This window comes from Halorussus sp. AFM4, assembly GCF_051194995.1.
GTDB lineage: Archaea > Halobacteriota > Halobacteria > Halobacteriales > Haladaptataceae > Halorussus.
Map to the genome: position 1 here is coordinate 129,399 of NZ_JBNTJT010000004.1, position 13,718 is coordinate 143,116.

The 13,718-nt window shown below is 55.3% G+C and carries 14 protein-coding genes and 1 pseudogene; 5 read left to right on the forward strand and 10 right to left on the reverse strand.

The window, feature by feature from the left end; genetic code table 11:
• The first annotated feature begins 283 nt into the window (after positions 1-283).
• Positions 284-1,027, forward strand: coding sequence for a hypothetical protein (locus ACQUQF_RS18040; RefSeq protein ID WP_435180520.1), 744 nt, complete (start codon positions 284-286; stop codon positions 1,025-1,027).
• Positions 1,028-1,385: 358 nt separating this feature from the next.
• Here ACQUQF_RS18040 and ACQUQF_RS18045 read toward each other — a convergent pair whose 3' ends face one another.
• The 4 genes from ACQUQF_RS18045 to ACQUQF_RS18060 all read right to left on the reverse strand — a co-directional run bounded on the left by ACQUQF_RS18045 (position 1,386) and on the right by ACQUQF_RS18060 (position 5,530).
• A complete protein-coding gene (locus tag ACQUQF_RS18045; RefSeq protein ID WP_435180521.1) occupies positions 1,386-2,603 on the reverse strand; it encodes a hypothetical protein in 1,218 nt (405 codons plus the stop codon).
• Between the two features lie 147 nt (positions 2,604-2,750).
• Positions 2,751-3,545: a uracil-DNA glycosylase family protein gene (locus tag ACQUQF_RS18050; RefSeq protein ID WP_435180522.1), complete on the reverse strand. Its 795-nt coding sequence runs from the start codon at positions 3,543-3,545 to the stop codon at positions 2,751-2,753.
• Positions 3,546-3,805: 260 nt separating this feature from the next.
• The gene (locus tag ACQUQF_RS18055; RefSeq protein WP_435180523.1) at positions 3,806-4,648 is read right to left on the reverse strand and encodes a hypothetical protein; all 843 of its coding nucleotides are present in this window, start codon (positions 4,646-4,648) and stop codon (positions 3,806-3,808) included.
• Positions 4,649-4,858: 210 nt separating this feature from the next.
• Positions 4,859-5,530, reverse strand: coding sequence for a DUF429 domain-containing protein (locus ACQUQF_RS18060; RefSeq protein ID WP_435180524.1), 672 nt, complete (start codon positions 5,528-5,530; stop codon positions 4,859-4,861).
• 201 nt (positions 5,531-5,731) lie between these two features.
• On the opposite strand from ACQUQF_RS18060, the gene ACQUQF_RS18065 reads away from it, so the two are divergent.
• Both ACQUQF_RS18065 and ACQUQF_RS18070 read left to right on the forward strand, forming a co-directional pair.
• Positions 5,732-6,565: a type IV toxin-antitoxin system AbiEi family antitoxin domain-containing protein gene (locus tag ACQUQF_RS18065; RefSeq protein WP_435180525.1), complete on the forward strand. Its 834-nt coding sequence runs from the start codon at positions 5,732-5,734 to the stop codon at positions 6,563-6,565.
• Positions 6,562-7,359, forward strand: a complete 798-nt coding sequence (locus ACQUQF_RS18070) for a nucleotidyl transferase AbiEii/AbiGii toxin family protein (protein WP_435180526.1) — start codon at positions 6,562-6,564, stop codon at positions 7,357-7,359. The genes ACQUQF_RS18065 and ACQUQF_RS18070 overlap by 4 nt, the downstream gene beginning before the upstream one ends.
• Positions 7,360-7,597: 238 nt before the next feature.
• Here the strand turns inward: ACQUQF_RS18070 and ACQUQF_RS18075 are convergent, their stop codons facing one another.
• The 4 genes and pseudogenes from ACQUQF_RS18075 to ACQUQF_RS18090 form a co-directional block, all read right to left on the reverse strand.
• The gene (locus ACQUQF_RS18075) at positions 7,598-7,903 is read right to left on the reverse strand and encodes an HNH endonuclease (protein WP_435180949.1); all 306 of its coding nucleotides are present in this window, start codon (positions 7,901-7,903) and stop codon (positions 7,598-7,600) included.
• Between the two features lie 144 nt (positions 7,904-8,047).
• Positions 8,048-8,365, reverse strand: a pseudogene (locus tag ACQUQF_RS18080) (HNH endonuclease); the annotation flags it as partial.
• Between the two features lie 74 nt (positions 8,366-8,439).
• Complete coding sequence (locus ACQUQF_RS18085) at positions 8,440-9,810, reverse strand: hypothetical protein (RefSeq protein WP_435180527.1); 1,371 nt, start codon at positions 9,808-9,810, stop codon at positions 8,440-8,442.
• 3 nt (positions 9,811-9,813) lie between these two features.
• Positions 9,814-10,020, reverse strand: coding sequence for a hypothetical protein (locus ACQUQF_RS18090; protein WP_435180528.1), 207 nt, complete (start codon positions 10,018-10,020; stop codon positions 9,814-9,816).
• 137 nt (positions 10,021-10,157) lie between these two features.
• On the opposite strand from ACQUQF_RS18090, the gene ACQUQF_RS18095 reads away from it, so the two are divergent.
• The gene (locus ACQUQF_RS18095) at positions 10,158-10,532 is read left to right on the forward strand and encodes a hypothetical protein (protein WP_435180529.1); all 375 of its coding nucleotides are present in this window, start codon (positions 10,158-10,160) and stop codon (positions 10,530-10,532) included.
• A 480-nt stretch (positions 10,533-11,012) separates the two neighbouring features.
• Here the strand turns inward: ACQUQF_RS18095 and ACQUQF_RS18100 are convergent, their stop codons facing one another.
• Positions 11,013-12,308, reverse strand: coding sequence for a tyrosine-type recombinase/integrase (locus tag ACQUQF_RS18100; RefSeq protein WP_435180530.1), 1,296 nt, complete (start codon positions 12,306-12,308; stop codon positions 11,013-11,015).
• A gap of 200 nt (positions 12,309-12,508) precedes the next feature.
• Positions 12,509-12,967, reverse strand: a complete 459-nt coding sequence (locus ACQUQF_RS18105) for a universal stress protein (RefSeq protein ID WP_435180531.1) — start codon at positions 12,965-12,967, stop codon at positions 12,509-12,511.
• A gap of 123 nt (positions 12,968-13,090) precedes the next feature.
• Between ACQUQF_RS18105 and rdfA the strand changes: the two genes are divergently transcribed.
• Complete coding sequence (rdfA, locus tag ACQUQF_RS18110; RefSeq protein WP_435180532.1) at positions 13,091-13,708, forward strand: rod-determining factor RdfA; 618 nt, start codon at positions 13,091-13,093, stop codon at positions 13,706-13,708.
• Positions 13,709-13,718 lie beyond the last annotated feature (10 nt).

The following is a 13,718-nucleotide window of genomic DNA, read 5'->3' on the forward strand; positions in this document are numbered from 1 at the left end:
CCAAAGGTAACCCTTAGGTGACGAAGTCGAGCCAATCTTCGTGACCTGCCATAAGGCAGGTAGAGGGTATCGGGGAAGGCCTCGAATAGAGGCCGGAAAATCGGTATACCCTCGCTGGCTCTCCGAGCCACCTCAGCCGGGAACCCCTCAATAATAGTATTGTCGCAGGACCATACTTAAACCAAAATTAAGCAGGCACCCCTCCTCTGATTCTGGATCCTGTTGCTCTCCGGACTGTTCAGCAGCGCTGCATTAAAGACCGCTTCCGGTACAGGGTTAATGGATGAGTCAATCGGTGTGGGAAACTGCTACTATTGACGATGCTATCCGGGAGATCACTACGGGTGCCCGGTTAGATTATCGCGCAGGGCCCATACACGAGGACGAAGGGGACGGAGAGCTGCCGCCGGCATGGGGGGTCGATGTGGAATCCTATGCTGTTGGGTACGAACCTGTCGGGGAGACCTCTATTGGGAATGCGTCAGAGCGGTATAGCCACTCTAAGTTTTCTCGGTTCCGAACACCGGCAGACCGTCTCGCTGAACACAACGAAGGACGGCATCCGTCAGATGGGACGCTGAGCGCGCGACTTGCTCGGCTCGACAAGAAACGAATCACACAAGCATACTGCTCCCGGCTTGATGTCACTCAGTTCCAGCGAGATGAGGCAGTACGGGCGATGCTTTTGTTGAATCTCGACGACTTTGGACAGAACAAACGGATCGAGAAAGTGGCGTTAACAGTCATCCGGGTCATCGTCAACTACAATCGCTTCGCACATCTGCAGAAGACGGATGCTCAACGAATTTCGGAGACAAAGGATTTCAAACAGCTCGCTGAATCCGTTGAGCTGGATAAGCGAACAATGCGGCGGCTATCGAGAAGCATCAAGGAGAACCTCAGTGCGGCTGAGTTTTTCGAAAAAGATCTGGAGCGACAAGACCTCCGACAGGCGGAATTCCAGCACCGAAACGAGCGTGACACGCAACGACCTGGCCACACGTGGCCAGGACATACCTCTGAATAGGACGTTTGAACCAGCCTGACAATCCTCTCTATCGGTTAATTGTTGTCAGTATCCCTCGAATGAGGGGTTGAATGTCTGACGATGGAACTGAAGCGGAAGTCGTTCGGTCGGCACGAATTACACGACATCGTGATGGCACTCCTCTCGGGTGCAGTATTCACCTTACTGGTCCCGATCTTCTCCGATTAGGTATTGATCCTGTCGAAACCGATGTAGTCGATGTCGTTATTCAGGATGGAGAACTCCGGTTAGTGCCTGGGGAAGGAGAACCTGTAATTGTCGAACGTGCCGCGTCTGACAACCAGAAAAAACAGTGGCGAGAAGCAAAATCACAGAAGGGGGAGTAAACCCGCGTTCATTATCTGAATTCAAGAAATTTATCCAGAACTGAGAAGTCTCGCTCTACGAGTAGAGCATGCCGAACATCTCTTGGCATCGCTTCAATCACGGTCTCAAACTCGTGCTCTGTTAGTGTCAGTGGAGATCCCCATTGTCCGTTGCCTTTGTAGGTGTGAAACTTCAGTACCGGCGACCCATCTAACCCAAGATGGAGTTGTGCAATCTGGCCCCCTTGTTGGAATTCACCTATCCCTCTTCGGGGGTTTCCGGCGAAGTTTTCTCGATGTAGTTCACCGTTCTGTCGCGCTTTCTGAGCCCAGTCGGTGAGAACCTCAAGTCTCGATTTATTACTAGTCGGGGGATTGAGCAGTGATTTATTGAGGACTCTCTCTGGAATATTATTGAACAGGCTGTCTAACTCCGTTTCGTCGTACCATGAGGATGTGTACGTGTCGTATAATTCAGAAACTGAATCGACATTTTCCATATCTATGTCCTCGGAATCCTGGGGTCGATATTCATCAACTATTCTGACTTCAGGGCCGTTATTACCTCTTCGAACCTCCCACCAGAATCGATGTTCCGGGATTACTCCACCGTCATCATACTCTGTAGCTCCAAACCGTTTGCCGACTTCTTGCTCCCAAAGGAAAGCAGTAAGTTCCCGTACCAAGACACCTGCTGTTGAATCTCCCAGCCCTAAGGCCACTGTGTGGAGCGTCTTGCAAACATCCCCCCAAGATCTGGTTCGGAAGCCACTGTCAGCATTAAAACGAGTCTCATATCGGTTAAGTTGTTCCGCAGATAGGGAATTAGATCCACGCTTCGCTTCTATGATTACGGTCAAAACTGGGCTTTTGTCGGGAGCAATAAGCTGAATTAGTCCATCAGCACGTGCCTGTCTATCGGCAGGGGCAGCCTCCAGCACGTCTTCCCCGTATCGGGAGATACCGACAACGTACCGAGGCTCTCCCTGAGACGGATATTCACCCGGTGAGAACTCCCTATCAATAGTGACAAAGTCCACTTCCGACTCATCGGTATTAGTGTTCGTCAACGCGTTAGTGAGTGCGACTCCAAGTGATATTGGTACTGTATCGTGCGCGAGTACTGCTAATAATCGTGAAATGACGTGACCTTCGTCATAGTTTCCACTACTAGTGGCGAAGATGTTCTGCCATCCTTCTCCTGCTATCTGATAAGCCGGGAATGATTTCAGCGTGAGATGTTCTGCCATGTCCCTTCACGCGTATCGGTGAATCTTAACCTTGGTTGGGTTGGTCCCGAAAAGTGTCTGAGGTCAAAAATGGATAAAAACGGCCCGTCATTAGGGTTGGGGGACACTGGCACAGCGTCTGAGCAACACCCTTAGAATCGAACTATCTTAACAGGTCTCAATGCCGGATGCGATACGTTCCATGTATTCCTCGTGGCTGATTTGTGCGCCGCGAAACTGGGGGCTCATATGTCCGCAGGGAATGATTGCGACGTCGTACTCTCGTGTTGCTCGGTGGGGCTTCCCGTGGACTTCGGTGATTGAGGATTGATCGTCGATGTCGCTGACTGGCTCTGCTTGGAGGTGTGTCCGGACGGCGTTCCAAGCTCGGTTGCCGAAGGTGAAGATCAAGTCAGGGTCGATATGTTCCAATTCGCGGATCACGCCGAGGCGGACTGAGGCATCAAGGGCTGCTTTAGAGGGACTATGTTCTCGGTATTTCACTACGTCCGTCATGTAGAAATCATCGAAGAAGGTCCCAGAGAGCAGATACTGCCACCACGGCATGTCGACATCGACTAACCCGTGTTCGTGGCACTGCTGGATAAATTCTGAAGTGAAGTCGGTGTAGCGTTTCTTCGCCAACCATCGAGCGCCGAATCGCTGGTCAACGTGTACCTTTTTTCGATAGTCGTTGGTGTCGAGGCCGGCGTAAGCGTTCGCCTCGAAGACGACGTGCTCTCCTGGGACTCCAGGGTCTGCAAGTAAGAAGACGTAGGATGGGTTGTTCTGCTCCCAGTCGTGGTAATAGGCGTACGTGAGTTTTTCAAGAACTTGTTCGGGGACATCGGTCATGTGATGCTCATTCAGGCGCTCGCGGACGCGGTTATAGGCGCTTTGCTGAGCTTCTTGGAGATATCTGGACTCGGGGTGTTCGATGTGCTCCACAAACTGCGAATTCATTATGCAGTGTCCTTGAGCAATCCAGAACTTAGTTTTTCAAACGAAGATGGGAGGGGTCGAAACGGCCCTATGGAACCTCTCGAATGGTGATGATTTATCGAGGCTAAGCTGTAGACCGGGTGGATAGTCAGCATAGTGGTCGTTGCGTTGGTCAGTACGTCTTCTTCGTGCTGCCTGATCTACCGAGTCAGAAACGACTCTTGTGGCCTGAATAACATCGTCACCCACAGGCGGAGTCCTATTCCGAATGGCGATTGAGATCAGTCTGTATTCGGCGAACGTTCTTTCCATTCATCGGGGACATCGAACCAGTGGCCGGTGATGTCGCATCCACGGAACTCTGGTCCTTCTTCCGTGACCTCGATTACGCCGATGCTCCGTAGCAACCGGAACATGTTGGAATTCGGATTATTGACGTTGAACCGTGCATCTGAACCAGCGACATCGTCCCGCCAGGCTTCGACGAATGCGGAGCCGATACCCTGTTCACGGAATGTCGGCAGGATGTATAGCTGCCCGAGTTCTGGTTGCTCGCTGTCGTAGTTCCACGTGATGTAGCCGATGCAGTACTCCTCGTTAAAGCACAGATGTGCGTTCGTCTCCCCGGGAATGTAGGCGTTGAAGCTGGAATCGTTCGCTTTCGCTTCGATGTTCAGGACTTCTGTTGCAAACTCCTCCCGTGTAGTCCGGGGACGAGTCATCCACACCCCGTCGGTGACATTTATCCCTACGTCGCCCGGTGGCTGACCAGTCAGCACCCAGTCTGTTTGTAATAATCGCTCCGGTGGTTGTGGCCCGTCGTCGGTTTCGATGGCGATGTTCTTGCTGCAGTGGTGGCAGTGGTAGGCTTCCCACTCGCCGATGGTGCATCGATGTTCTTGGACGAACGAGATCGCTTCCCCGCAATCGCCACACTCCACCGCTGAGCACGGTTCTGAGCGATGGTCGCTAGCGTAGAACGTCTCGTCACAGGCATCGCACGTCACATCGCCTATCGTTTGTGCAAATACGGTTTCGCCACAGTTAGGGCAGGTAACGGCGGCATCCTGAACGGTTGTCGGGTCGCCATCGCCCCATCGCGTCGCACCTTCCAGAATAGTCATTATTCTGGAGACTTGTGGAATGGAGGTAAATCTATTGCTATCACGGTATTCTGGCCATACCGTGGTCTTGGTGAGTTCCTCATATGGTAGCAGATTTCTGAGATCGATACAACCTCTAAAGCTAGAAAAATACTCCTAGCAGGTTCTGAGTGCTTCAGAGGAGCCAGTGATGTGAGTTTCTTGGAGAATAGCGTGTTCCTCAGTAACGGGTCAGGTGCCTGGATAGACAATAGAGGGGTCGCAGGTGGGGTCGGCATTATCTGGGAGGGTCAAGTAGTCGCCTGTAGATTCGCGTGCTGTTAGCGCGAGGATGGCGGCGTCGAGGACGTCGTCGACGCGGCCAGACTGGATGCGGTGGTGCCAGCTGCTGTTTGCTTGCCGCTCGTCAACAAGGTCTAGTACTGGTTGGAAGGATTCGCCGCCGTTCTTGATGAGACAGTCTTTCCGGGCTTCGAAGCCTGCATCGCCTTGCTTCGGCGGAAGATCGTCGCCGTGGTATGCTTTGAAGCACACCTCTGGATGGCTCTCGTAGACCGTCTCACGTGCAGCCTCGACTTCATCCAGCAGTGCGTTCACTTCTCGGATACGCGGGATGAGTCCCCAACTGTGGCTGCCCAGTCCTCCCGTATTGCTCGCAACGGCCTCTTCGTAATCGTTAGCTCTCACGGCATCGCTGTTCGGTGTCCAGAAGACGGTGCTGCCACGCGAACCGAGGAAGTCCTTGGCTTCTTGGTCACACTCTCGGTTCCCTTCACTTCTAGGTGGACTGGGATGTCCACGAGGATCTCGCTCGCTCGATCTCCATACTCGTGCCAGACGTTCAGCAATGAGGGTTCTGCCCCGACGTCGGTTGTCTCTGTGGTTGCCTCGACAACAACCCATGATCCGCTTGCCCAGTCCACGCCGACGTGTGAATCCATAGGGAGGAAAACCACTGGCTACACTTAGTTTCCAGTTACCCTATGGGGCCTTGTTTAGATTCTATGTAGGCTGAGCGGTTGCAGAGACAACTTTCTCCGGACTAGATATCAACGGGCACCTTTATCCATGATGGGATTTAGAGTCTATGTACGCTGAGCGGCTATGGAGCCAACAAACGAGGAAGAGTCTCAACGGAAGAGCCTGTCGACGCGTGAGTCGCAGGCACTGTCACGACTCGCAAGCGAGAATCACCAGGTCATCACCATCAGCGATATCGCGGGCGTCCTTGACATTCCGCGGAAGTCGGCTAAGGACATGGCGTATGCGCTGAAGGAGAAAGGATGGCTTGAGCGGATCGCCCACGGGAAGTACCTCATCCTGCCGCTCGCTGCGGGCGAGGACGCCGTGTATACCGAACACGAGTTCGTGATCGCGTCCGCGCTCATGGAGCCGATGTACATCGGGTATTGGAGCGCGCTCAACCATCACGGGCTGACGGAGCAGCTGTCTCGAACGGTGTACATCGTGACGACAGAGCGCGCTCAAGAGCGTGAAATCCACGGGGTCACGTATCGACCCGTGACCGTCACTGAGCAGAAGTTCTTCGGCTATCAACCAACTGCGGTCGGGTCGAACCAGGTGAACATATCGAGTATCGAAAAGACGCTGGTCGATTGCGCCGATCACCCGGAGTTCTGCGGGGGTATCAGCGAGCTTGCGAAGGCGATGCAGAACGCTGTTGACACGCAATGTTCGTGGGATCGAGTCGTCGAGTACCTGCGGCGAGTCGGGAACGGTGCCGCAACGAAGCGACTCGTGTATCTCGCCGACCAGTTGGATATCTCCCTGCCAGAGTATGAGGACCTCGTCGAGAACTTCACAACAGGGTACCCACTGCTTGATCCGACGAGAGAAGCGAAGGGAACCCGCGACAGCAAGTATCAACTCCGTCTGAACGTCGCCCCCGAATCGTTCCTTCCGGATGAGTTCTCATGATTTCTGAAGCGCAACTTCGACGGCAGGCCAGAGAGTTAGATGTACGCCTCGGCTACGCGGAGAAGAACTACGTCAATTCGTGGATCCTGTGGGCAATCTACACGAGTCACTACGGTGACAACCTGTTGTTCAAAGGCGGAACTGCACTCAGCAAGTTGTACTTCCCGGAGACGTGGCGGTACTCGGAAGACCTCGATTTCGGTGTCGAGGGAGAGTATCACGGGAGCGAAGCGGGGTTACAAACCACATTGGAAGATGCGACGAGAGCCTCCGGTATCGACTTCGAGGTGACCAAACACCGCGAACTGCAGAAAGAAGCGTATCCGACACACTACGTCGATATCGATATCCAGTACAACGCTATTCTCGGTCACAAGAACACGACGAGTCTCGACGTGATGATCGACGAATACGTGGCGTTCGATTCAGTGAATCATCACCACCGCTACGAGGATGTCCCCGAATTCGAGTTGACTGCGTACAGCCTGGAGGAGATCTTCGCGGAGAAGTTACGAGCGCTCTTCCAGCGATCTCAGGCTCGTGACTACTACGACCTCTATCGAATGACTACGGAAGCCGACATCGACGATTCGGTTATTCTCCCGGCATTTTCGCGGAAGTGTGAACACGACGGGCTGGACATTGATCTTCGGGACGGGCTTCCCGGAGAGAAACGGGATGAGATCCGTGACGGGTGGCAGCACACGCTTCCCGATTTGGTCGCAGATCTCCCCGAGTTCAGTGTCGTGTATGAAGCGCTTGAAGACTACGTCGATTCGCTGGTAGACGGGTAGCAGTATTAGTCCTGGAGATGGGCGACGGCACGGCCCAGTTCCCGTGCGTGTTCGCTCTCATCTATGTTGTACCGCTCTTCTATCGAGCGGAGTCGTTCTTGAAACGTCACTAGGTGTACCTCCAGATACTTCTCATATTCAGTGTAGAGATGTTAATATAAGGGGTTTTCCTGACCGTGTCGAGTGGGAACGAGTTGAGGTCTGTTGCGGCTGTGGTATCGAGACGGGCAAACTAGAGTCACGAGAGGCTGGTGTTGAGTTCTTCTAGGAACGACGGTTGTACTTGTGCGCCAGATGGGAATGCGAGTTGTTCGCCTTCCCGGCTGAGAATAGTTTCGCGGAGGAACGGACGCGCTGGATCGAATGACGGGCTAGCACGGATGCGGTAGTCGCTGTCGATTGCGAATAACGCAGCGTCGAAGGCTCGGTGATGGAGCGAGTTTAGCATGATGACATTCGCCGGGTGTTCTGCGAGATCAGGATGCTGACTTCGCGGGAGGATATGCGCGAGGTCGAGCAGGTCGTCTTCCCGAATCCCGGTCATCGTGCACGCGTGGTCATACCGGTCAAACGTTTCTTCTCGGAAGGCGTCACTGACCACGGTTTCGGACGTTTCATAGCGGCGAACCCGACCGCTCTGATCGAGCGTCTCGCCGGTCGGCCACTGGACAACCTCTCCGGTCTGAACCCAGTACTGCCAGGCGTCCGGTGCCGCGCTGTCGTCATTCTGCTGGGCGCGTTCGTGCAGCCACGTGACGGGGACGGCGTTGGTGTTGGGGGTCGAAAAGTGGAACTGGTAGTGGGGGGCCTGCGTGCCGTTATCGGCCTGGTACGCGCGGACTTCGAAGTGGTCGGGAACACAGAGGCCGCAGAATTCGACGACGCCTGATTCGGGTTTGCGGAACACGAGGACGGGCGGGACGTCCTCGCGCTGACTGGCCGCGGCATCTTCAAAGGCAGCCTTGATCTTCTGGTTCTGCGCGGACTCGTCGTAGGGGTTCGAGGCCTTTGCGTCGCCCTAGTAGCTGATGTACCCGGATTCCTCGATTCCACACGCGTGCTACAGTGGGAGTAAGGTGCTTAGAACTCGTCAAGGTCGGTCTGTTTGTCGTAGTACTCTGATTCATTCAGCGTGTTGGCCATGATTGCCGGCAGTTCAGATAGCGGAAGTAGCTCTTCGAACTTCCGGCTGGCCAAGGAACGTATCGATTCTCGTTCCTCTTCGGCAGTTCGATAGCTGATATCGATCTGATCCTCATCTTTGGTGCCTTGTTCGTCGGCGACCAACTGCAGTCGGACTTGGTTCACACGGAGGACTTCCAGGTATTGATTGTGCCAGGTTTGTCGGAGGTTCTGGAGGGTGGGGTAGCGACCGTCATCAAGTTCGACATTGGCTTCGATACACAGTGCTTTCAACCAGTTGTTGAGTGTCTTTGCAGATCGAGATCCTTTCTCCGACTCCTTACTGGGGAATGGTTTTCCGTTCCAGTTCGGTCTTGTTGCCTCCATGTAGTCGATATAGGCCTGCAGAAACTCGGGATGCGTAAGCACTGGCACCTGTCCTGGTAGGTTTTTCCGCACGGGGAACTTGATGTGTGGATTCTCGTCTAACACCCAATGCTCTCGACAGCTGCTTCGAGTAATGTCACTGGCGCGTGGCCCGACACTAACCCCGAGTACGATAAGCGTCATCATCATCACCTGCCACTCTTGGAGGCCATGGCGGTCGGCTAAATTCGCAACTGGCTCGGAGAGATGCTCTCTCTCAGGAAGGTGCTTCAGCGTTTCCCACAAGGTGCGTATCTGTTCGTCCGCGACTGGCTGTCGATCCTTCTGGGGGGTGTAATCGAAGCTGTACTGCCCTTCAACCTCCATCACCGGGTTATGATCGATTCGCGTGCGTACAGCAGCGTACTCGTAGAAGTCCTTCCAGTACCGGATGTAGTTCTCCGCGGCTCCATCTGATTTCTCCGCCTTTATGGTATCAATGACCTCCTCCACTTGCTCGTTCACCTCGTATTTTTCATCGGCAGCTTCGTACCGGGCGAAGTGGAGGAGGTTGCTGGTGCCATGGAGATCTTGGATCGTGTGAAGGATCCCTCTCATAGCAGATTCCATCGTTGCGACCGTGGGATCTCGATCACCATTCCGGTTCTTCCGAGAGTCCCGGTACCCATTGAGTAATCCGAGTGTCTCGGGGTGTGTAGTAGGCCACTCCTCGCCGCCTCGATAGCCGAACCCTTGTTCCTTGAGGAATTTGTGTAGCGTCATCTCGTCTCCGTAGTGACGCTTGACGGCCTGGTTCAGACCCCGTGTCTCGAATCCTTTCGAGTTGAGGTACTCGTAGGTGGGTAGATGAGTTGGATCAAGGTTATCGGCTCGCAGTTGCTCTCGAAGCTCAACTGGCAACTGCTCCTCTAAGTATGTCTTATGGTACTGTTCTTCAGGCATGGCTCAGTGGTCCTCAGCGTCCTTCTCACTGTATTCGACGAACTGCTCAAGCTCCACAGCAACTGATTCAACTGCCGGGTCATCTCCGTACTCCACGAGCGCTGCGAGAGCCAGTGCCCGAGGAAATGACTTCGACGAGTGCTTGATAATGCGGACTAGCTGCTCGGCGTTCTCGTTGACGTATTGTTCGGGATCCTTGGACGTCTTCATACGCAATACTACCTTGCGGGCTAGTATTAGCCGCGTTTGAGCGGAGACACCTCCACAGGGAAGGTTTTATTAATCGTCATTCGCCGCCAGAAGCACCTCTGACGAGGTTTTAAAAATAACCCGTTCAAACCGTGTTCATGCGAAGGAACGACATTATTGATCTACTGAAGAAGAAACCCGGTTACGAGATCGTCTATCTGTTACTTCGTGGACCGCAACGACGACAAGACCTTGCTGATCACATCCGCGCAGACGGTGGAACGTTAGAACGATGGTTGAACGCAGCTTCGAACAAAGGCCTCGTAACGATTAGTGCTGACCTCAGAATGAATCCACAAACACAGGTGGAAGAAAAGTACGTGGAAGTCACGCTTAATCGTGACATCCCGGACGATCTGATTTCCGTGATAGAATCCCGGGGGAGGCGTGGCTTCCGAAATTCAGTTCCAGAATTCACTGACACAGGAGTCGTTCACCACTGGGATGACCCTCACACCTTGGAAACCAAGTGACGTTCATCTAACTCTCAACGCCGAGGATTGTTCCCCATCACACATCTCTGGACTACTACTCTCTCCTGCCAGAAGATTTGATGTTTATATATCTCCCTTTGACATACTGACAACAGCGTTACTACTCTAACTCCCCCTATTCTCGGTTTCATGTTGAAGCCCCGGAAACTCGAAAACCGCCATACGGCAGCGAATGAATTCGGAGCAAGTCACAATCCTCCGAGTATCTTCTTATCCGATCCAAGCTCAGTCACCCGATTTTTCTTCTAAGCAAAACCTGCGTGGCTGTCAACGAAAAACAGACAAACAGAAACGATATGGAACTCCACAGGAAAAGTCATTCTCACCCGACAATCTAGCTTTTAGTAGGCGTGTTCACTTTTCTGCCACGGAATCCAAGTTACTCCCGGGAGGATTTGTCATCTAGTCGTCCATTTCTGGACCCCTCAATCCTGTGGCTCGGACGCGTACCCTTCTCGGTTACTCAGTTGCTTCGACGAAGTCTTTCGCCGTATTGATCACCTCTGCATCTCCCCCGAGCGTTTCGATGAGTGGCTCTATGTCTTCGACTGCATCTAGCAGTTCTGGGTTCTCCTTCGCCAACCGGAGTAACTCGCGGCGCTGTTTGGATTCTTCCTTTTCGAGTTCATCAACAGCGTCGGGTTCCATTGCCTGGTGACACCAGACGCAGAACGGTTCGTCGCGGGGGGTTTCTTTATCGCACCGGGGACACGTGAGCGGTGTCCGATCTTCCGTTTTTTCTGTCTCCACGTCCAGACCCTGAAGTTCTGCGTACTGGTTGTTCTCGTTCTCGGGGCCGAATGCTGCGATGTACCGCCGCGCGTGGTCGGATGTCGGCGTTCTGCCTTGGCGCTCGTTGATGAACGATTCATTGGCTCCCTGTTTAGCGAGCCAGTACGTGTTCGACTTTCTGAAGTTGGTCGGCGTTACGGGCTTGTCGATGTCAGCTCGACGCCCCGCTTCCTTGAAGCGGCCGAGGAAGGTCTGGTAGCTAGCGTTGTCGTACGCGTCATCCAGGTTGCACCAGAGGTATGCCTCGTCGTCATCCGGTGCGGGGTGCTCACTGAGCCACTGCTGCAAGTGGGGGGTGCTGTTGATCAGTGTGACGGAGTGTTCCCCTTGTTTCCCGTCGAGAATGATCTGTATTCCATGGTCGGCATCGTTGACTTGGCCCATCCGGACCTCGTGCATTTCTTGTCCTCTCGGCCCGAGTTCGTGGGCGACCGTGATGAGTGCCTTGTCGCGTTTATTGGTCGTTCCTTCGTCAGCCATCCGCTTGGCCTCCTCCCAGTCCAGCATGTCCGTCCGACTGGGTGAGGGGTCGTAGGAGTTGCTGGTGCCTGTCGGAACCCACGCTAGTGAGTCCGGCATCTCATCATCAGCCATCTTGAGGACACGCTTCCCGAAGATCCGAAGGGCGACTCGGTAGTCCTGGTTCGTCTCTTCGCTGAACTCAGGTGGAGCGCGTTCTCGGTTGATCCAAACGACGATCTCTTCGGCAGCGTCTCGACTTTCGAGCGCGTCTGCGAGCCCGCCGACCTGCTCTGCCATGATGACGCAGTGGCGGAGCAGTTTGAGATGCCTGTAGTCGCCGTACTTCGAACTGAGCAGGTCCAACTGCCGGCTGAATTCGAGAAGGACCTCGGCATTGTCTTCTGAGATCGACGGTGCGTCGTCCTCAAGTGGCTCATCGGACAGACCTGAACGTTTCTTGATTCGTTTTTGGAGGTGTTCGATTTGGTCTCTGGTCCCCATCTTCATTTATTACTTTGAAGTGCAGGGCTTTAACCTTCAGCCCTAAAGCCGGCCCTTGGCTTTCTCCCGATTCCGTCACGGTGAGCGCCTCGTTGTGATCGTAATTACTTGGTGCCGTCCCAGCCCGTTACGGAACGCAGACAGGCGTTTCGAGAGACCTCGAACCGTTCGGTTCGGTCCCGCGAGCGGGCACCGCCGGATCAGTTGGTCGCGGTGGTCACGTAGCCGTCGAAGTTGAGGATCACCCGCTGCGCGAAGTCGCCGAAGATCGCCTTCCCCGTCGGCGACCGGCTCCTGCCGACGATGAAGGCGTGGTCGCAGTCGTACTCGTCGCCGGCGTTGATCACGCGCTTGGCGCGCTCGTCCTCGTCGGCGACCGTCACGGCGATGTCGAACTCGGCGTCGAGTCCGTCGAGGACGTCCTCGGCCACGTCGCGGATGTCGTCGACCGCGGCCTCCAGGATGGCGTCGCTGCCGTAACTGACGTTCTCGACCCGGCCGACCGATTCCAGCGTTTCGAGGTCCGCCTCGTACGACTCCTCGTCGAGGAACGCGAGCAGCAGCAGGCCGGCGTCGGTGGCGGTCGCGTACTCGCCCGCCTCGCGCAGCAGATTCCTGTGGGTGTCCGTGTCCTCGAAGACGACGAGCCCGTGGTTCATACTCCCACACGAAGTCGAACTGGTATAAAACCATCGGGGACGGGTCCCGTCCGGTGCCTCCCTCGGGACCGGTGTCCCGGGGAGCGAGATTGTTAAGTAGTGTTCGCCGCCTCTGTGGAACAAATGGCAGAGCCAGCCGACGACGGGCCGACGACGAAGGTCGGGCGACTCCTCGAGCGCTACGACCTCGGGGCGGAGTTCGGCGAACGACTCGAGGCCGCCTGGCTTGGCGAGGGCGTCGAGCGGCGCAGCCTGCGCGACCTCGCGGACCTGTTCAACCGCGAACTGCTCGCGGCCGCGATGGAAGAGGCGGGGATGGCGGCGCTCGACGGCGAGGTCGAGAACATCTATCGGCTGCTGACCGACGACGAGGTCTCCAGCGGGATGCGGACCGACGCCCGCCGCCGGCTCGACCGCAACGGCGTCGACGTCGAGTCGCTGGAGCGGGACTTCGTCTCCTACCAGGCGATCCGAACGTACCTGAAGGACGTCCGCGAGGCGGAGTACGACGACTCGGCCGGCGACGACCGGGTCGAGAAGGTCGCCGAGAGCGTCCGGCGGCTGCGGGCCCGCACCGTCTCGGTCGCCGAGGGGAACCTCGACCAGCTCCGGAACGCCGACGAGCTCGCGCTCGGCGAGAGCCGCGTGCTCGTCGACGTCACCGTGCTCTGCGAGGACTGCGGTGCCCAGTACTCCTACGACGAACTGCTCCAACGGGGCGGCTGCGACTGCGAAGCGTGACGGTCGGGTC